The sequence below is a fragment of the Phenylobacterium sp. genome (assembly GCF_046291545.1).
GTDB lineage: Bacteria > Pseudomonadota > Alphaproteobacteria > Caulobacterales > Caulobacteraceae > Phenylobacterium.
Genome location: NZ_JBKBSM010000001.1, coordinates 680,345 through 698,090 on the forward strand (window position 1 = coordinate 680,345; position 17,746 = coordinate 698,090).

Annotated in this window: 21 protein-coding genes and 1 other annotated feature; of the genes, 9 read left to right on the forward strand and 12 right to left on the reverse strand. The window is 67.7% G+C overall.

The genetic code is table 11. The features are described 5' to 3' along the window. Window positions 1–121 precede the first annotated feature (121 nt). Window positions 122–1,246: an AGE family epimerase/isomerase gene (locus tag ACK4YQ_RS03360; RefSeq protein ID WP_409608273.1), complete on the forward strand. Its 1,125-nt coding sequence runs from the start codon at window positions 122–124 to the stop codon at window positions 1,244–1,246. A 9-nt stretch (window positions 1,247–1,255) separates the two neighbouring features. Here ACK4YQ_RS03360 and ACK4YQ_RS03365 read toward each other — a convergent pair whose 3' ends face one another. The 4 genes from ACK4YQ_RS03365 to rpiB form a co-directional block, all read right to left on the reverse strand. Continuing rightward, window positions 1,256–2,038: a metallophosphoesterase family protein gene (locus ACK4YQ_RS03365; RefSeq protein WP_409608275.1), complete on the reverse strand. Its 783-nt coding sequence runs from the start codon at window positions 2,036–2,038 to the stop codon at window positions 1,256–1,258. A 119-nt stretch (window positions 2,039–2,157) separates the two neighbouring features. Beyond that, a complete protein-coding gene (locus tag ACK4YQ_RS03370; RefSeq protein WP_409608277.1) occupies window positions 2,158–2,700 on the reverse strand; it encodes a GNAT family N-acetyltransferase in 543 nt (180 codons plus the stop codon). Window positions 2,701–2,853: 153 nt separating this feature from the next. Then, window positions 2,854–4,350, reverse strand: coding sequence for a globin-coupled sensor protein (locus ACK4YQ_RS03375; RefSeq protein WP_409608279.1), 1,497 nt, complete (start codon window positions 4,348–4,350; stop codon window positions 2,854–2,856). Between the two features lie 728 nt (window positions 4,351–5,078). Beyond that, complete coding sequence (gene rpiB / locus ACK4YQ_RS03380) at window positions 5,079–5,528, reverse strand: ribose 5-phosphate isomerase B (RefSeq protein WP_409608281.1); 450 nt, start codon at window positions 5,526–5,528, stop codon at window positions 5,079–5,081. A 410-nt stretch (window positions 5,529–5,938) separates the two neighbouring features. On the opposite strand from rpiB, the gene ACK4YQ_RS03385 reads away from it, so the two are divergent. Continuing rightward, window positions 5,939–7,327, forward strand: a complete 1,389-nt coding sequence (locus ACK4YQ_RS03385; protein ID WP_409608283.1) for a tyrosine-type recombinase/integrase — start codon at window positions 5,939–5,941, stop codon at window positions 7,325–7,327. 328 nt (window positions 7,328–7,655) lie between these two features. Here the strand turns inward: ACK4YQ_RS03385 and ACK4YQ_RS03390 are convergent, their stop codons facing one another. The 4 genes from ACK4YQ_RS03390 to ACK4YQ_RS03405 form a co-directional block, all read right to left on the reverse strand. Beyond that, a complete protein-coding gene (locus tag ACK4YQ_RS03390; RefSeq protein ID WP_409608285.1) occupies window positions 7,656–7,976 on the reverse strand; it encodes a phage tail protein in 321 nt (106 codons plus the stop codon). Then, window positions 7,973–8,641: a hypothetical protein gene (locus ACK4YQ_RS03395; RefSeq protein WP_409608287.1), complete on the reverse strand. Its 669-nt coding sequence runs from the start codon at window positions 8,639–8,641 to the stop codon at window positions 7,973–7,975. The genes ACK4YQ_RS03390 and ACK4YQ_RS03395 overlap by 4 nt, the downstream gene beginning before the upstream one ends. 32 nt (window positions 8,642–8,673) lie before the next feature. Then, window positions 8,674–9,498, reverse strand: coding sequence for a hypothetical protein (locus ACK4YQ_RS03400; protein WP_409608289.1), 825 nt, complete (start codon window positions 9,496–9,498; stop codon window positions 8,674–8,676). An 88-nt stretch (window positions 9,499–9,586) separates the two neighbouring features. Continuing rightward, the gene (locus ACK4YQ_RS03405) at window positions 9,587–9,859 is read right to left on the reverse strand and encodes a helix-turn-helix transcriptional regulator (protein WP_409608291.1); all 273 of its coding nucleotides are present in this window, start codon (window positions 9,857–9,859) and stop codon (window positions 9,587–9,589) included. 86 nt (window positions 9,860–9,945) lie between these two features. On the opposite strand from ACK4YQ_RS03405, the gene ACK4YQ_RS03410 reads away from it, so the two are divergent. The 5 genes from ACK4YQ_RS03410 to ACK4YQ_RS03430 all read left to right on the forward strand — a co-directional run bounded on the left by ACK4YQ_RS03410 (window position 9,946) and on the right by ACK4YQ_RS03430 (window position 13,548). Next, window positions 9,946–10,272: a hypothetical protein gene (locus ACK4YQ_RS03410; protein ID WP_409608293.1), complete on the forward strand. Its 327-nt coding sequence runs from the start codon at window positions 9,946–9,948 to the stop codon at window positions 10,270–10,272. 276 nt (window positions 10,273–10,548) lie between these two features. Further along, on the forward strand, window positions 10,549–11,232 hold the full coding sequence (locus ACK4YQ_RS03415; RefSeq protein ID WP_409608295.1) for a recombinase family protein: 684 nt from the start codon (window positions 10,549–10,551) through the stop codon (window positions 11,230–11,232). Window positions 11,233–11,246: 14 nt separating this feature from the next. Beyond that, entirely contained in the window at window positions 11,247–11,507 is a 261-nt protein-coding gene (locus ACK4YQ_RS03420) for a hypothetical protein (protein ID WP_409608297.1), read from the forward strand. A 452-nt stretch (window positions 11,508–11,959) separates the two neighbouring features. Beyond that, window positions 11,960–12,256, forward strand: coding sequence for a helix-turn-helix domain-containing protein (locus tag ACK4YQ_RS03425; RefSeq protein ID WP_409608299.1), 297 nt, complete (start codon window positions 11,960–11,962; stop codon window positions 12,254–12,256). Next, entirely contained in the window at window positions 12,253–13,548 is a 1,296-nt protein-coding gene (locus ACK4YQ_RS03430) for a type II toxin-antitoxin system HipA family toxin (protein WP_409608301.1), read from the forward strand. The genes ACK4YQ_RS03425 and ACK4YQ_RS03430 overlap by 4 nt, the downstream gene beginning before the upstream one ends. Window positions 13,549–13,645: 97 nt before the next feature. Here ACK4YQ_RS03430 and ACK4YQ_RS03435 read toward each other — a convergent pair whose 3' ends face one another. From ACK4YQ_RS03435 to ACK4YQ_RS03445, 3 genes are read right to left on the reverse strand one after another with little or no spacing between them, the layout of a single operon-like run. Then, window positions 13,646–14,365 (reverse strand): TSUP family transporter, encoded by a 720-nt coding sequence (locus ACK4YQ_RS03435; RefSeq protein WP_409608303.1) that lies wholly within the window; start codon window positions 14,363–14,365, stop codon window positions 13,646–13,648. Between the two features lie 34 nt (window positions 14,366–14,399). Further along, complete coding sequence (locus ACK4YQ_RS03440; protein ID WP_409608305.1) at window positions 14,400–14,831, reverse strand: EamA family transporter; 432 nt, start codon at window positions 14,829–14,831, stop codon at window positions 14,400–14,402. Between the two features lie 40 nt (window positions 14,832–14,871). Further along, window positions 14,872–15,210 (reverse strand): DUF190 domain-containing protein, encoded by a 339-nt coding sequence (locus ACK4YQ_RS03445; RefSeq protein WP_409608307.1) that lies wholly within the window; start codon window positions 15,208–15,210, stop codon window positions 14,872–14,874. A 60-nt stretch (window positions 15,211–15,270) separates the two neighbouring features. Here ACK4YQ_RS03445 and ACK4YQ_RS03450 point away from each other — a divergent pair, with 60 nt between their 5' ends. Both ACK4YQ_RS03450 and ACK4YQ_RS03455 read left to right on the forward strand, forming a co-directional pair. Beyond that, window positions 15,271–15,519, forward strand: a complete 249-nt coding sequence (locus ACK4YQ_RS03450; RefSeq protein ID WP_409608309.1) for a CrcB family protein — start codon at window positions 15,271–15,273, stop codon at window positions 15,517–15,519. Between the two features lie 18 nt (window positions 15,520–15,537). Beyond that, window positions 15,538–15,591: a sequence feature (sul1 is cis-regulatory element that is thought to sense ions involved in sulfur or methionine metabolism; They are found in Alphaproteobacteria), on the forward strand. A gap of 62 nt (window positions 15,592–15,653) precedes the next feature. Then, window positions 15,654–17,135 (forward strand): SulP family inorganic anion transporter, encoded by a 1,482-nt coding sequence (locus ACK4YQ_RS03455; RefSeq protein ID WP_409608311.1) that lies wholly within the window; start codon window positions 15,654–15,656, stop codon window positions 17,133–17,135. A 215-nt stretch (window positions 17,136–17,350) separates the two neighbouring features. On the opposite strand, the gene ACK4YQ_RS03460 is transcribed toward ACK4YQ_RS03455, so the two are convergent. Then, window positions 17,351–17,713, reverse strand: a complete 363-nt coding sequence (locus tag ACK4YQ_RS03460; RefSeq protein ID WP_409609546.1) for a hypothetical protein — start codon at window positions 17,711–17,713, stop codon at window positions 17,351–17,353. Between the last annotated feature and the right edge of the window lie 33 nt (window positions 17,714–17,746).

Genomic DNA, 17,746 nt, shown 5'->3' on the forward strand with positions numbered 1-17,746 from the left:
TCCTGGACGCGACGGGAACGGGACTTGCACCCTAGCGTCGAACTCTTTCCGGCTGGTTGCCGGATCGACAGGCGGCGGGCGGCTCGCCTAAGACAGGAACGCGGCGAAGAAGGAGACGAACGTGGCCTCACCAGACGTCCGGACCGCCTGGCGCCAGGCCCGCGAGTGGCTGTTCGACGCCGCCCTGCCGCTCTGGGCGGAAGCGGGCCTGGATCCGGACGGCGGCTTTCACGACCAGATCGGCGACGACCGCCGCCCCGTGGCGGCGCCCAAGCGCCTGAGGGTGCAGGGCCGGCAGATGTTCGTCTACGCCGAGGCCGCTCGCCTGGGTTGGCGCGGACCCTGGCGCGAGGTGGTTCGCCATGGCCTGGCTTTCCTGGACGCCCAGGCGCCGCACGATGGCCTTTACGCCTCCCAGTTCGACAGCGACGGCGGGCGCGGGCACACCCTCTATGATCAGGCCTTCGTGCTGCTGGGCCTGGCGCACGCGCACGCCGGCCTGGGCGAGCCGCAGCATGAGGCCCGTGCGCTCGCCTTCCTGGCGGGTCTGAAGGCGCGCCTGGGCCGCGCCGACGGCGGCTTCGACGAGGTGGACGGCGGCGCTGCGCCCCTGCAGTCCAACCCGCACATGCACCTCTACGAGGCTTGCCTCGCCTGGCGGGCGCTGTCTGAGGCGCCGGCCTGGCGCGAGACGGCCGGGGCGATCCGGACCCTAGCCCGTACGGTGTTCATCGACGGTCGCTCGGGCCGGCTGGGCGAATACTTCGCGGACGACGGGCGCCCGGCGCCGGGCGAGCACGGGCGGGTGGCCGAGCCGGGCCACCAGTTCGAATGGGCCTCGCTGCTGATGATCGACAGCGCGGAAGACGACGCGGCCGCCGAGCGGCTGGTGCGCCTGGCCTCGGAGACCGGCGTCGACCGCGCCCGCGAGGCGGCCTTCTTCAGCCAGGACATCGCCACCGGCGCCCCGATCGAGGCCTCTGCCCGGTTGTGGTCGCAGACCGAGCGGCTGCGCGCCTGCCTGATCCTGCGCGGCCGCACGGCCGAACCGGACCGGTGGACCAGCGAAGCCCTCAAGGCCTTCGACACCCTGCAGCGCTACCTTGAGGTTCCAGGGAACGGCCTATGGCGCGACCGCATGGACGTGGACGGGCGTCTCGATTCCGAGCCCGCCAAGGCGAGTTCGCTCTACCACATCATCGGAGCGTACGCGGTCCTGAAGGACGCCGCCGAGGGGCGGCTCTGACGCCGGCGTTCACCGGCGCATGGTCGATTGCAGGATGCGCGGTCCCTCGTCGTCGATGCGAACGGCGGTGAGCACGCCGGTGGCGTAGGCGCCGGTGTCCAGACCCAGGCGGTGCGGCAGGAGCTGCGGCGACTGCATGGGCGTATGGCCGTGGACGATCACCTTGTCGAAGTTCGGCCGAGCTTCCAGGAACTCGCCGCGAATCCACAGAAGATCCTTCTCGGACTGCCGCTCCAGGGGAACGCCCGGGCGCACGCCGGCATGCACGAAGGCGTAGTCGCCCACCGTCACCATCAGCTCGAGGGTCTGGCAGAAGCGCAGATGCCGCGGCGGCAGGACCGCGGCGAACGCGTCGCGGGTCGCCGACCAGGCGGCCGTGTCCGTGCGCGTGGCCGGGGGCGAGACCCCGTAGGCGGCGAGCGTCGCTCCGCCGCCGTGCTCGAACCACACCGGTCCGAAGCCCGGATCGGCCAGGAACTCCAACAGGGCCTCCTCGTGGTTGCCCTTCAGGGTGCGGGTCTCGAAGGCGCCGGAGGCCTCCATCTCCAGCACAAGGTCGATCACCCGGGCGCTGTCGGGGCCGCGGTCCACATAATCCCCGAGGAACACCAGCATCGGACGTTCGGGCGGGGCGCTCTTCAGCGCGTCCGCGGCGATATCCCTGAGCAGCGGCTGCAGGAGGTCGAACCGGCCGTGGACGTCGCCGACGGCGTAGACCAGGCGTCCCGCCGTGGACGGCGGAGCCATCGGCTTGCGTTGAGCGAACAGCTTGGAAAACAGGGCGGAAGACATTCAGGGCGCCGTCCAGGAAACTTTAGAATAGGTCGAGCCGAGCGGCGGTTCAACGCTGGGTCAGGACCGCCGCCCATCTCGACCTTGCCTGCAGGAACCGCGCCACCGGCGCGGCGCCCTCAGGGGCGCAGTCGTGAACGCATGAACACGCGGCGGGTCTCGTCGAGTCCTCGCGCAAGGTGCGCCTCGCGGATCGCCCGCAGTTCAGCGTCGAGCTCGTCTTCGCCCAGCTCTGCGAAGCCCAGCCGCCGGTAGTAGGGGGCGTTGAAGGCCACCTCGCGAAAGGTCGAAAGCACCAGAGCCCGCGCGCCGGCCGCCCGGCCCTGTCGCGCGACCTCGGCCAGCAGCCCCGCCCCGATCCCCCGCCGGCCCCAGTCCGGCAGCACGTCGATCTGCTCGATGTACCAGTCCTGGACGAGCGGGCGGTGCATGACGAAGGCGACGGGCGTGTCGGCCTGCGCGCAGGCCACCGTCAGCCCGCCGGCGGCGATGCGGGCGGCCAGGAGCCCGGGGTCGGCAGGCTCATCGTCCGCCAGCTCCGGAAAGGGCGTGCTCAGCATCCGCACCGAGGAGGCGCGCTCGATGGCGCGGACGGCGTCGATCTCGTCCAGGCGGGCGGCGCGCAGGCGCAGGCCGGGGTCTGCAGGCGGTCTGGCAGGCATAGGAAAGTCCGTTCAGCTTGAAGGGCCGCGCGCGCTCGGGCGCGGCGGGATCTGTCTCGCAAAGGGCGGGTTCAGGCCTTCAAGGGTGCGCGGTCTCCCGGCGTCGAACGGTCACGAAGCATCCCGGACCGCCGGCGCCGAGTCAATCGGACGTCAGGCGGCGCGGCGGCGCGGCTGAGCGCCCGAAGCGGCCAAGGCGTCGATCCGGAACTGGGACACGAGGCCGGCCAGCCGCCCCATTTCGGCCCGGAGCGATTGGGTGGCGGCCGTGGCTTCCTCCACCATGGCGGCGTTCTGCTGGGTCACCTGATCCATCTGCCCGACGGCGGCGTTGACCTCGCCCAGCCCCGTCGCCTGTTCGGTGGCCGAACCGGCGATGTCGGCCACCAGGCCGTCGATCTCGACGATGCGGCCGACGATTGTCTCCAGGGCTCGGCCGGTCTGGCCGACGAGGTCCACGCCCGACTGCACCTGTTCGCTGGAGGCGGAGATAAGCTGCTTGATGTCCTTGGCCGCCTCGGCCGATCGCTGGGCCAGGGCGCGCACCTCGGAGGCCACGACGGCGAAGCCACGGCCAGCCTCCCCGGCCCGGGCCGCCTCGACCCCGGCGTTGAGCGCCAGGAGGTTGGTCTGGAAGGCGATCTCGTCGATCACCCCGATGATCTGGCCGATCTGGTGCGAGGACTGCTCGATCTGATCCATGGCCGCCACGGTGTTGGCGACCACCGCCTGCGAGCGCTCCGCCTCGGCCCGGGTAGTCGACGCCGCGGCGGACGCCTGCTTGGCGTCCGTCGCCGTGCGCTGGACGCTCGAGGTCAGTTCGGCGAGGGCCGCCGTGGTCTGCTCGAGGCTCGCCGCCTGGTGCTCGGTCCGGCTGGAGAGGTTGTTTGAGGCGGCCGCGATCTCATCGGAGCTCACCTGGATCGTCTGCACGGCCGTGCTCACGGCCCCCATGGCCGAGGCGAGCTTGCGGGCGGTCTGGTTGAAATCGGCCTTCAGCTTCTCGAACTGCGGCGCCACTTCGGCGTCGAGGCTGGTCGTCAGGTCGCCGGCGGCCAGGCGGTCGAGCGCATAGGCCAGGGCGTCGATGGCGGCGGTCTGCTCGTCCTGGGTCTTTCTCTGCGCGGCCTCGGCGGCCTGGCGCTGGTCCTCCAGCACCTCCAGATAGATCGAAATGGCGAGGTCCATGTCGAGCATGGCGGCCTTGACCAGCACCCCCAGCGCGTCGGCGAAGCTCTCGGCGCCCTTGCGGCCGCCGAATGCGCCCTTCGGCCAGCGGTCGGCGACCACGGCGCGGATCAGGCCGTCGGTCACCCGGGCGTAGCCGCCGATGTACCAGCTCGGCTCAAGGCCCAGGCGTGCGTGGGCCTGACCGATTGCGCGCACGTTGCGCTCATAGGCCGCCCCATATTCGCCGGCCGCGATCACGCCCCAGTGCTCGCTCTGGCGGGCCTTGGCGTGGGCCATGTGCCCTTCGTCGTCGAAGAAGGCGCGGGTCTTCGGCGTTGTGCGGACCTTGGCGTAGAAGGCGTCGAGGGAGGGGCCGACCGCCCGCTCGATCAGCGGCTTGAGGTCGCGAAGCTGCGCCTGCTCCTTCTCCCCCAGGCCGATGAAGTCGAGCCGCTCTTCCAGCGTCTGATGGCCGTCCATGTATCGATCTCACGCTCTTTCGCGGGAGCGGCCGGCCGCGCCGGCGCCCACGCGCGCATCGAGCGCAGGGTTCGCCGGCACGGTAAACGAAGTGTGGACGGGCCGGGCGGCGGCCCGCCAACTCCCTGATTAGACGGATCTTTTCCACAGCCTCGCGGCTGCGCCGCAGGAAGGTTTGAGCGCGCAGGCGGACGTTCGGCCGACGGAGTCGATCGCCGCCACAAGTATTTGCGCGCCGGCGCTCGCGTATTCGCAGGTCGCGACGCCGTCGGCGGCCCGCCACGTCTTGGCGTCGCCCCCAGATCGACCGCGACGGGACGGCCGCCTTGCTGGCGTCTTCCGCGGACGGACGGAGATCTGCTGACGGACTCCCCGCATGTCCTGGTCGCGACCATTGCGCGCAGACCCCTGAAAGCGCAGCGAAATGTCGCAGGTGGACGGCGTGCGGCGAGGCGAAGGACCGGCCCGGTCGCGGGGTAGTTTGGGGGATGCTCCCGGACCGGTCCCGAACCCTCCGATCAGCGAACACTGTCGAGCCGCCGCTGAACAGGAGAGATCGAAGATCTCAGTACGCACGAATTCAGCAGCGCGCCATTGGCCATCGCGATAATGGCTCGCAGTAACTGCAGAGAGTTACCCGATTCGAGTATTCGGCCGGCCGACGCTTCGGTGCGTCGGCCCTACGATTGGATCAGATGTTCATCCCGCTGGCGCGCCAGGCCCCGGCTTCACCCTTCCAGCGCCTCGATCATCTCCACCCGCGCCGCGTGCCGGCCGCCTTCGAACCCGGCGGCGAGGAAGGCATCGACGATGTCGAGCGCCAGACCCTCGCCCACGACGCGCGCGCCGATCGCGAGCATGTTCGCGTCGTTGTGCTGGCGGATCATCCGGGCCGAGTATGTATCGGCGCAGACGCCGCATCGCACGCCCTTCACCTTGTTCGCCGCCATCATGATTCCCTGGCCGGTGCCGCACAGGATGACGCCGAACCGGCAATCGCCGGAGGCGACGAGCCGGGCCGCCGCTTCGCCCTGACGCGGATAGTGGGTGCTCTGGGCCGTCGTCGGGCCGATGTCGACCGCCGCCCAGCCCTGCGCCGCAATGTGCGCGGCGATGGCCTGCCGCAGCTCGACGGCGTTGTGGTCGCTGGAAAGGACGATCCGGTTGTTCGCCGTCATGGGACTTCGCGCCGTCTGCCGAGGCCGCCCGCCGGCCCCGCCGCCTTGGACCAGCTACGCCGCGTCCCGTCAAACCTCCCGTCGCAGCGCATGCGAACACCGCGGCGGGGGCGCCGGGGCTTCGTGTCGATTTGCGGGAAGGTTCCTGGTGGAGCCGAGGGGAGTCGAACCCCTGACCTCCTCACAGGAGATTTGAGCGGACAGGCCAGGACAGGCTCGGCCAGGGCAAGACGGGGGCCGAAGCGATCTAGCTGTTTTTGCTTGGTTTTGTCGGTTCTTGGCCGCCACGTCGCGCCAGAACAAGCCGGGCCATGACTTGACCGGCTGCTTATCCAGCGCTTATCCGGTGCTTATCCAGCTGCTTATCGGGCCCTCCCGGCCCGGGCGCGGATTTTCTTTGGGGGGGCGCTGTGGCGAGCTTCAAACTGACCGACGGGACCGTCGAGGCGATCAAGCCGGCCGCGAAGGACGCGTACGTCTGGGACACCGCGCTCCCGCGGTTCGGCGTGCGGGTGACGCCGGCCGGGGCGCGGATCTACCTGGTCCAGTACCGCGCCAAGGCCGCGCCGGGCGCGCCGACCAAGACGCGACGGATCACGATCGGCCAGCACGACGGCGAACTGTGGAACGTCACCAAGGCCCGCGCGGCGGCCCGCAAGCTGCTCGCCCCGGTCGACCTGGGCCAGGATCCGTTCGCCGATCGCGAAGCCGAGCGCCTGGCGCGCCTGGCCGCCGAGGCCGAGGCGGCCGCCCAGGTCCGCGCCGCCGAGCTGCGCCAGCGGGACAGCTTCGCGGCCGTGGCCGAGCGCTATATCGAACTCAAGGCGAAGGCGAACCGCAGCTGGGCCGAGACGGAACGGCTGCTGCGGTTCGGCCAGGCCAAGCCGACGGACCCGGCCAAGCGGCGCAGCGGCAGGCCGCATCGCAGCGACACGATCGGCCCCATGACCGCCTGGGCCGACCGCCATATCGCCGAGATCCGGCGCGCCGACGTCGCCGATCTCATGGACGCGATCGGCAAGCGTTCCCCGGCCGTCGCCCGGGCGACGTACGCCGCGCTGCGAGGCCTGTTCGCCTGGTGCATGGAACGCGACCTGGTGGAGGCCTCGCCCTGCGACGGCTTCAAGGCCCCGCCGCGGCCGAAGGCCCGCGAGCGCGTCCTGGCCGACCAGGAGCTGCGGGAGATCTGGCGGGCGAGCGACGACCTGGGCGAACTGTTCGGCCCGATCGTCAAGCTGCTCATGCTGACCGGCCAGCGCCGCGCCGAAGTGGCCGGCATGGCCTGGGCCGAGCTGGACCTGGAGGCGCAGATCTGGCGGATCCCCGGCGAGCGCACCAAGAACGGCAAGGCGCATGAGCTGGATCTCTGCGACCAAGCCGTCGAGATCCTCAAGGGCGTGACGCGGACTGGCGGCCTGGTGTTCCCCGCCCGCGGCGAAGGCGCGGCCCGCGGCTTCTCGGCGACGAAGCGACGCCTGGACGACCTGGTCGCGGCGCTGCGGGCCAAGGAAGCGGCCGAGGCCGGCGTCGATCTGGAGGCGGCCGCGCCCTGGCGGCTGCATGATCTGCGGCGCACGGCGGCGACCGGCATGGCGGCGCTGGGCTTCCCGCCGCATGTGGTCGAGCGGGTCCTGAACCACGTCTCGAACACCCAGAGCGGCCTGGTCGGCGTCTATCAGCGGCATGAGTACCGCCAGGAGCGGAAAGCCGCCTCGGCCGCCTGGGGCGCGCACGTTGCGGCGGTCCTCGCCGGTGAGGCCGCCGCCCCGGCCTCGAACGTGATCCCGATCCGGGCCTAGCTCCCGCCCCAATCGGGCAGACGGCCCTGCGCCAGGCGCTCGGCCGTGGCTCGGTCCAGGCCAGCCTCGAACTCCAGGATTGCCGCCCGCTCCTCCTCATCGGGGGTCAGCGGCGGCGACGCCTGGGCTATATCCTGTTTTTCGGTGGGTACCGTGGGAACAGTGGGAACCTCAGCCGTAAGCCGTTGATCTGGCGAAGCTTCGTCGGATCCCACAGTTCCCGCCAGCGGTACCCACTCGCCCGCCGTTGGGAACCGCTCCTCGGCCCTGGTCGACCAGCGGGCATGCGCCCGGAGGAGCGCCGCTCGCAGCGGGCCATTCTCGGGCATCAGCCGGGTTCCTGGCCCCAGGTATTCTTGAGAACCTGGCTCGCGTTGTAGTCCCATAGGCCGGCCACGGTGGGCTGGAAATACTCGGCGGGCGTCGGCTTGTAGGTCCGCTTGAGCGAGATCTCGACGTCGACCATGCGCCCCACGCCGTTCGGCCCCAGCGACGTGTGAAGCTCGCGGACGTTGGTCACGACGAACCAGCCTAGCGCCGTGCCGTCCCCGCGCATGAGCGAGGCCGCGCCGCCGCTCTGTCGCATCCGGCGCAGCAGCTCCAGCTCGTCCAGGCCGCCGATCGCCTCCGGGAACAGGCGACAGCTCATCGTGACGGACTCTCCAGCCCACGGACCCGCCGCCAGCCGGCCGATTTCAGCGACCGCGCCTCGCCGGCGCGCGGACCGGTTTTCTCGGACGGCAGTTCGTCCTCGACCTGGTCGTCGCCGACGCCGCCGCCGAACGCGGCCTGGTTCTCCAGGATGAAGTTCCGCAGCGCCTGGAGGATCGCCCGCTCCTCCCGCGGCGTGTCGCGCCCGAAGGCGTCCGCCCAGCGCCAGAACTGCGCCTTGGCGGCCCTGGACGCGGCCCCCGGCGGCCAGGGCACCAGGCCCCAGCAGCTGGCCAGCTCGCCGGCGGCGGCGACGACGGCGAAGCGCCGGGCCACACGTCCCACCTGGGCGGAATCCCCCGGCCTGGCGGCCTCGGCCTCGAACGCGCCGGCGATATCCCGGGCGATCGCGGTCGCAGCCTCCCGATCGGCGGCGAGCTGCTCGAGAAAGCGCCGCCCGGCGTGGCCGTAGTTGGCGCGCGCCGCCCGGGTGACGGCCAGCGAGAGCTGGCGGCCGGCAAGCTTGCCTTCGTCCTCACTGATCTGCTCGCCGGCGGCGACCTTCGCGGCGATCGGCGCGAGATCGGGCAGGCCCGCGGCGTGGATCGTCTCCCAGATCCCCATGCGGCGGCCCGCGTCGGCGGGAATGTCGACCAGGCGCAACTCCTGGCCGACCGCCGCCCGATCGCGGAGAGCTAGCTTTTCGCGTCTCGCGCGCTGGCGGCCTGGAGCTTGGCCTGGCGCAGCTGGCCCAGGAACCGTCTCAGCTCGCCGAACCCGGCCCGCAGCTGGACGCCCTGCTTGGCCAGTCCGTCCAGGATCCGGGGCTCCAGGGCCGCCGTGGATATCCCCGGCTCCTTGGCCCAGATCTGTTGGAACAGGGCCTCGGCCGGTTCGCTCCACCTGGCGCGCTTCGCGATCATCTTCTCGGCTGTCCCGGCCCCGGCCTCTGCCAAGTCTGCGTCGCGCGCCACGCCGATCTCATAGATTTCGCCCAGCTGCTCGCGCAGCTCGGCCTCCCGCCAAGCTCGGCCGGTCCGCAGGCCCCGACGGAACCCTGACCATTCCGCCTGGATGATCTGGCGGCGCGCCTCCTGGCCCTCGGCGGAGGCGATCGGGACCGCTTCAAGCGAGCGGATCCGCGCCAGCAGGCCGAACAACTCGCGGAAGGCCGGGCGTAGCGGCGGCGGTAGGGCTGCAGGCTCCAGGGCCCAAGTGACCGCGGAGCCGCCGGCGTCCAGATCGGCGGCCAGCTGGTCGTACAGCGCCTGCGGATCCGTCTCGCCCAGATGATCCTGGATTGCGGCCAGCAGCAGCTCCTCGGGCCTCTCCCGCAGGGCCGCTGCGTCCCGCTCGAAGAAAACTTGGCGGATGACTGTGTCGCCGCCGGGGGCCGTAATCTTGACCCAGGCGGCCATCGCCCGCCGGGCGCTCCAGTCGTCGCCGACGCGCACCTCCTGCGGCGGCCTGATAAGCTCCGCGACCGATCCGGGCGGCGCTAGCAGCGGAACTGGATCCACGGGCTCCAGATCCTTCAGGGCCTCTAGCCAGGTCGCGTCGCCATGCTGGCCGGCGACCAGGCGCGCCTGGCGCAACTCAGTTGGACGCTCAAGCCCCGCCATTGTCGCCGCCGCGAGGATGGTTCAGCACGGCCCCGCTTCGCGTGGCCTGGACGACCAGGTCGACGCCTTCGGCGGCGAAGGCGTCGCAGAGCTTGGCCAGCGTCTCGGGCTTGAAGGCCCCCCCGCCCTGCTCGACGCGCAGCACGGTCTCCAGCGACACGCCGGCGGCCTTGGCCAGGTCGCGCATGGACCAGCGCAACAGGGCGCGCGCCGCTCGGCAGGCTTCCGGGTTCAGCGGCGGGGAATCAGCGACGGGCATGCAATAGCGATACAGGCGTATCGGTCGCATTGCCAACGCGACCAAACTGCGCCAGGACAAGCGTATCGATGAACAGGGGGCACACAGTGCAGATCACGACACTTGCGACCAGCTGGGCGGCCGAACAGGCCAAGGCCGACGCCGCATTCCGCCAGGTCCAGGCGGCCGAGCAGGCCGGCCGCAATCCCGACGCGCTGGAGGCGGCGTTCGACCGCCAGGCCGGCCGCGCCGACGACCTGGCCGACACGATCGCCGGGACGCCGGCGCGCACGGCGGCGGAAGCCGCGACCAAGTTCCGGATCCTGTTGCAGCGCTACGGCGACGGCCAGGGCGGGTTCGACCAGGCCGAGCCGATCGCGGCGTTCCTGGCCGACTTGGAGGAGCTGGCCCGGCGCGAGGCGATCGCCGCCTGATACGAACCCGGTTCGCATCGCCGAACGACAAGAGCCCCGCCCGGAGCCTATCCCGGGCGGGGCTCTTTCTTTGCGCCGAACTCTCCTGCGAACGGCGCTTCTGCCCCGGGCCCCGACACTTGGAGCCGACCCGGAACACGGGATAGCGCGTCGGGGCGAAGCCCCACGCGCGCCATTCCCTATCTCGTGCGAGCGCGGACGCGGAACTCGCCCGCCTTGTCCTTATAAATCTCGAACTTGTGGGCCATGCGGCGCCTCCCTGTTGGAAGGCCAAGCTTGGCGAACCGCCACATACGGTCAAGCCGCGCCGCCGCCACCTCACATCTCGTTGACGGCCCCACGATCCATGAGATCGTCTCGGAGATGAAGCGAGCCGCGCTCTACGTCAGAGTCTCCACCGACCAGCAGACGGTCGAGAACCAGCTTCTCGTCCTCAATGAGGTCGCTCAACGATCCGGCTGGACCATCGTCCACACCTTCTCCGACGAAGGCGTCTCCGGCGCCAAGGGCAGAGACAAGCGACCCGGCTACGACGCCCTCCTGAAGGCCGTGGCAAGGCACGAGGTGCAGATCGTCGCCGCTTGGTCCGTGGACCGTCTCGGACGCTCCCTGCCCGATCTGGTGGCCTTCCTGAGCGACATCCAAGCCAAGGGCTGCGACCTCTACCTGCACCAGCAGGCCATCGACACCTCCACGCCATCAGGCCGCATGCTCTTCCAGATGCTCGGGGTCTTCGCCGAGTTTGAACGCGCCATCATCACATCCAGAATCAAGGCCGCCCATGACCGCTGTCGTGTGAAAGGCGTGCGGATCGGTCGTCCGCCCATGGCCGTCAGCCGTGTCGAGAAGGTCGAACGAGCCTTGAAGGACGGTCAGAGCATCAGGGCGGTAGCCGCAGCTACCGGCGTCTCCACGGCCACCGTCCAAAGGGTCAAGCGCACCATGCAGACGACCGCCTAACCACGGTGATGGTGGTGATCGACACCACCATGGTGCTGCTGGTGCTGCTGATCGTCTTCATCGTGGTGATCATGCTGGCCGACGATGGCCACGATGGTGATCACCATCGCTACCACATCGGCCATCCGGCCACCTCGGCCACCACGTTGCCGCCGCGCCCCGCGCTCGTCAGCCTATCGCTGACTGAGTCTCGGAGCTTACAACGTGGCCCTCACCGCCGATCCCATCCCCTCGGCTCCACCAATCCTTTCGGATTGGCCCCCCAGCGACGCTGAATTACCGAACAAAATCAAGCCGAAGCCGGTCGCGGAATCCCGCGACCCGGAAGCTGCTGCACACAAGTGCTGCACCAAACTGGTTCACAATCGTGCCGCCGAAGGTGGCGTAAGCCCTTGTAGCTCAAGGGATTTATGCCCGTTTGGGTGCTGCACCAATGTGGTTCACAAACCGCGCAAACGGTCTCTTCCACCGTCCTCACGGTCGGGCGGCAATTTCCGGCGCCCATCGTCGGGGCTGATGCTGCGGGGAAGGGTCTTCTATCTTCGGCTCAGAGTGCCCAGAGCCTTGGAACAGACGGTCGGGCGGAGACACTGTGCGCACGGACGATCACATTTTAAGATGTGCGCGAGCGTGCGCATTTCAGATTGAGCGCGAACGTGCGCATTGACGGATGCGCGCGAACGTGCGCATCTTAAAATGTGATCGTCCGTGCGCACAGAGGCTCGACTTGCTCATAACCACCGCCCGCGACCTCGGCGCCGCAATCCGTGCGCGCCGCAAGCTGCTCGGCATGAATCAGACGGAACTCGCTGAACGTGTCGGCGTCGGTCGTCGCTGGCTGACCCAAGTCGAGAATGGCAAATCAGGCGCAGAAATTGGTCTTCTACTCCGCACGCTGAATGCACTCGGATTGGAAATGACGCTCTCGCCCCAGCACGAAAATCGGCGCTCGACCGCAGAGCCATTGATTGCGCCTGACCTCGACGCTGTCTTGGCTCGCGCTCGACGGAAGGATGGCGAATGACAAGCCACCTGATCGTTCTGATGAATGGTGCCGAAGCAGGGCGCCTCGACTACGAACGGGGGCGTCTCTCGCTCACATATGATGCGGCATGGCAAAACACTCGCGGCGCCATACCGATCTCACTATCGATGCCCCTTACACAGGCGGCTCACTCTGGCACCAACGTGGGCGCCTTCATCTGGGGCCTTCTTCCCGATAACGAGCAGATCATTCAGGACTGGGCTCGGCGGTATCAGGTTAGCGCACGCCAGCCCTACGGACTCATTGGAGCCGTAGGTGAGGATTGCGCCGGAGCAGTGCAGTTCGTAGCCCCCGAGCGCGTTCCCGCAGTCCTCAAGGGCGAGCGCGATAATATCGAATGGTTGAATGAGGCCGAAGTCGCAGAACGGCTTCTCGATCTACGCACGAGCCGTTCGGCTTGGCGACGGAGCGGGGACGCTGGTCAGTTCAGCCTCGCGGGTGCGCAGCCCAAGATCGCCCTGATCCATCAAGATGGGCGATGGGGCATCCCCGCTGGTCGTGTGCCAACGACCCACATTCTTAAGCCGCCCTCGGCTGACTTGGACGCTCAGGCGGAGAACGAGCACTTTTGCCTGTCAGTTCTCTCCCGACTCGGCCTGACGGTTGCGAGGTCCACCGTCCAAATGTTCGAGGGTGAAGTCGCCATCGTCTTGGAGCGCTACGACCGAACGCCAGCCGAAGGTCGCTTCGAACGCGTGCATCAGGAAGACTTTTGTCAGGCTCTTGGGGTCATGCCGCAGCAGAAGTATCAGAACCAAGGTGGCCCGGGCCTGCGAGACCTCATCGTCCTCATACGAGAGGTGTCTCTCTCACCAAATGACGACGTGGCGACCCTTGTGGACGCCTCCATATTCAACTGGATCATTGGCGGCTCGGATGCGCACGCCAAGAACTTCTCACTTCTTCTTACTGGCGGGGGACGGGCGCGTTTGGCACCGATCTACGACGTAGCCAGCATTCTGCCCTACGCACCCAAGGTTCAGTTCCAAGACGTGAAGCTCGCGATGAAAATCGGCGGCGAATACCGATTGAGCGAAATAGGAATCCGCCATTGGGTGAGGTTCGCGGAGGAGAACCGGATCGACTTTGACTATGTCCGATCCCGCATCGCGTCCATGGCGGACCAGTTGCCCGATCTCGCGAAGACCGTCCGCGACGAGATCGCGAAGGCGGGGGCAGCGCACCCTTTGCTCGACAAGCTGACCACGGTCCTTGTGGACCGCTCCGCATGGGTGAAGACTCAGTTAGAGAAGGCGATAGCGAGCGATTGACGCTCTGAATGGCCTCCATGCGAAGGCCAGCTTACGTAAGAATGAGCCTCCTTGGCCATGCAACACATAGGATGTGCATGCAGAGCCGGTTCGACGATCAGGGCCAGACGATCATCTGCACCGAGATCAAGATGAGCAGCCCCGCCACGAGCCGCTCGAATATCGCCTTGGGAATACGCTCGATCACCCGCTTCGCCGCCCATGTCCCGGCCACCATCGCCGCGCCCATTCCCAAGGCGAGCGGCCAGAACTCTCGCCCGAGGCTTAGCTCGCGCTGGTAGACGGCCATCTTCACCACATGCATACCCACGGCTGTCACCGCCTCGGTGGCGATATACGCGACAGGCGGCAAACCGAGGCTGAGGAAGATCGCGGCGCCCAGCGGACCCGCGCTGCCGACCAAGCCGGAGAGGAACCCCACTACGGCGCCGCCGACGACCAACAGGATCATGCTCCGCTCGAACCGGAGCACACCGGTCAGCCGGGCGGCGACGAACAGCAGGATCGCCAGTCCGACGAGCCGCACGATCAGGGTCTTGGGCATGGCGGTGAAGGAAAGCGCACCGATGGCCGCCGCAGGCAGAGCCGCGACCAAGAAGAGCCCTGCCGACCGCCACTCGACGAGGCGCACGCCAAAGCCGACGCGCGATAGGTTGCCGACCAACTGTGCGACCGTGAGCATGGGCACGGCCTGCTCGACGCCTACGGTGCGCGTGAGCAGCGGTAGCAGCAGCAGCGCGCCGCCGAACCCGGCTGCGCCGGAGATCGCGGCGGCGAGAAACGCGCCTGCGACGAGCAGAAGGACGATGAGGATCACTCTCTCCTTGCCGTTGAACGGGCGTCGTCGAGGGTCACCGGCTTAGAGACACCAGCACCGTTCCCCCAGCGATAAGGGCCACACCCGTCCAGTTCCAGCCCGACAGCCGCTCGCCGAGGAACACCACGCCGAACACGGCCACGAGGACGACGCTCAGCTTGTCCAACGGGGCGACACGGGCCGCATCGCCGAGCTTGAGGGCGCGGTAGTAGCAGAGCCACGAAGCGCCCGTCGCCAGACCGGAAAGGGTCAGGAAGAGGTAGGTCTTAGGGGAGATCTTCGAAAGCGGCTGAAGCTGGTGCGTCGCCGTCAGGATGCAGGCCAGCACAACGATGATCACCAGCGTCCGAATGAGTGTAGCGAAGTCGCTGTTGATGTTCTCGACGCCGACCTTCCCGAAGATCGCGGTCAGGGCGGCGAAGCCAGCGGACAACAAGGCCCAGACTTGCCAAGGCAAAGCCTGCATAAGTGTCTCCTTCAGGATGTGGTTTGTGAGGGCGTGGGGATCAAAGACGCCCGTCGCCGTAATGCACCACCTGCACGTTCTCCGTGGTGACCAGCCCGAGGTCGCGCATGTCGCCAAGCACATCGAGCAGAGTTTGAACCTTCTCTCGCGTGTCCACGATCTCGACGACCAACGGGAGCTTCGCGGACAGGTCCAAGATTTTGGCGGTGTGGATCGCGTGAGAGTGGCCGAAACCCATCGGGCCGCGCAGCACCGTCGCTCCGGCGAGGCCAAGTTCGCGAGCCTTTAGGACGATGGCTTCGTAGAGCGGACGGTCGCCGTTCCGCTTGCCCTCTTCGGTGTAGATGCGGAGGAGGACGGCAGGCTGTGGGGCTTTCATAGTCAGCTTCCCTTCACAGAGTTGAGGGCGGCGGCGACGGCGTAGCCGAGCCAGACAGCGATGAGGCAGGCCAGCACCGAGCCGGTCACATTGGCGCCGTCCGACGTTCGGCAGTTCGTGATGGTCGGGCTCTGCGGCGGCTACACCACCTTCTCGTCCTTCAGCCTTCAGACGCTCGCCCTCGCCCAAGATGGCGAGATGCTGCGCGCGGGCGCCAAGGCGCCGGGCGTTGACGGTGTATTCGAGCATTTTGAGGCTCCTGATTGGCTCGTGGCGATCCTGCCCGGCTTGAAAGTCCGTGGCGGCTGAGGCACAAGCGCGCCATTCATCGGACCCGGCTTGCTCGGGTGGCTCGTCCGGGCGCCTATCCCTCGGAAACCCAAGCAACCTAATTGAATGGCGCTGACCTGCGCCATCGGTTGCCGTGTGTGTGATCAATTCCAATGACATTTGTAGAACGGCTTCGCCACGACTGGCTGGCCAATCCGCGTAGCGATCTGCTGGCTGGGACGGTCGTCGCCCTCGCCCTCATCCCCGAAGCCATCGCCTTTTCCATCATCGCGGGGGTAGACCCCGCCGTTGGCCTCTATGCGTCGTTCGTCATCGCCGTGACCATCGCGTTCGTGGGCGGACGCCCGGCAATGATCTCCGCTGCGACAGGCGCGATGGCATTGCTGATGGTCGGCCTCGTCCGCGAGCACGGGCTCGAATATCTCTTCGCCGCCAGCCTGCTGACGGGCTTGATCCAGATAGCGGTCGGCCTCCTGAAGCTGGGCCGCTACATCAAGTTCGTCTCCCGTTCGGTGATGACCGGGTTCGTCAATTCGTTGGCGATCCTGATCTTCTTGGCCCAGCTTCCCGAGCTAATCGGCGCCAACTGGCAAACCTACGCAATGGTGGGCGGCGGGCTGGCGATCATCTACCTCGTGCCGCGTTTGACGAAGGCTGTCCCTTCACCGCTGATCGCCATCGTCGTTCTGAGCGCGATTGCCTACTTTACGCAGTTGGATGTTCGCACCGTGGGCGACATGGGCAGGATGCCGTCTGCCCTTCCTGTTTTCCATCTGCCAGCCGTTCCGCTGACTTGGGAAACACTGGCCATCATCGGGCCGGTGGCGGCCACCTTGGCCTTCGTAGGCCTGCTGGAATCGCTTCTCACCGCGAACCTGATCGACGACCTCACGGATACACCGTCAGACAAGGACCGTGAGACACGCGGGCAGGGCATCGCGAACGTCTTGGCTCCGCTCTTCGGCGGCATGGCGGGCTGCGCGATGATCGGACAGTCCATCATCAACGTGAAGTCAGGTGGGCGCGGGCGGCTGTCCACGCTGTGGGCGGGCGGCTTCCTGCTGTTCCTCATTCTTGTGCTTCAGGAGTGGGTGGCGCGGATACCGATGGCGGCTTTGGTCGCCGTCATGATCATGGTGTCCATCGGCACTTTCGATTGGAACTCGATCCTCCGGCTCAGGAAGACTCCTGTTGCGTCTTCCGTTGTCATGCTCGCGACGACGATGACGGTCGTGGCCACGCACGATCTATCCAAAGGAGTCGTTCTGGGCGTCGTCCTGAGCGCGATCTTCTTCGTGCGAAAGGTGTCGAAACTGCTCGTGGTCGAGGGGCAGATGGACGAGCTTGATAAGGTCCGCCGGTATGCGGTGAGGGGGCAACTCTTCTTCGCGTCTGCCGATCTCTTCGCCGCCGAGTTCGAGTTCCACGGTCACCCCAAGCGCGTCGAGATCGACATGACCGAGGCGCACATCTGGGACCTCACGGGCGTCGCCGCCGTTGACAAGGTGGTCTTCCGCTACCGCCGCCAAGGCGCCGAGGTCGTGCTGAAAGGCATGAACGAAGCCAGCGAGACCTTGATCGGCAAGGTGGGCCAGCACGACAAATCCCACCTGCCTCAAGCTGCTTCGCACTGAACGAGTCGAGGGCGGGCGCGCGCGCTGCGCCTGCCACTCATCTTCAGGTGAGGATCATTTTCGCGGCGGCGATGAGCAGCACGATCCCAAGCGCGTTGAGAAGCCGTTGCGGGTTTAGCTTGGAGATGCCCAGCCGTGTGCCCAGCAGCGCGCCGATCACCACAGCGACGACGAAGTAGGGAAGCTCCGGCGGTAGCTTGCCGACTCCGGCGAGGTTAGCCGTTCACGCTGGCGGCGCTGAGCGTGGAGGTGAGCTTCTTCTCCTTGGCCATCTTGGCGGCTTGCATCGCCGTCAGCTTTGGGAACCGCTTTGTCGGGTTCGTGGGTAGCCAGCGGAGCACTTCGAGCAGTTCGCGACACGCATCTCGGTCGATGCTCTGCAATTGGCGCCCCTCACCCCACACGTCGGTGACGATGGCTTTCAGGCTGTCGTAGTGCATCTCAGTCTTGCGGCTGCGCGCCTTGGCCGGATCGGCGAGGAACAGTCCAAAGAGATCGTCGATGGACTTGCCGCGCTCGGTCTGCACGACCTTGGGCTCAACCTTGGTCGGGATCGTCGCGCGCATGCTGGTGGCCATGGGTCTGACATCTTGGCCCTCACTCGCCCGGAA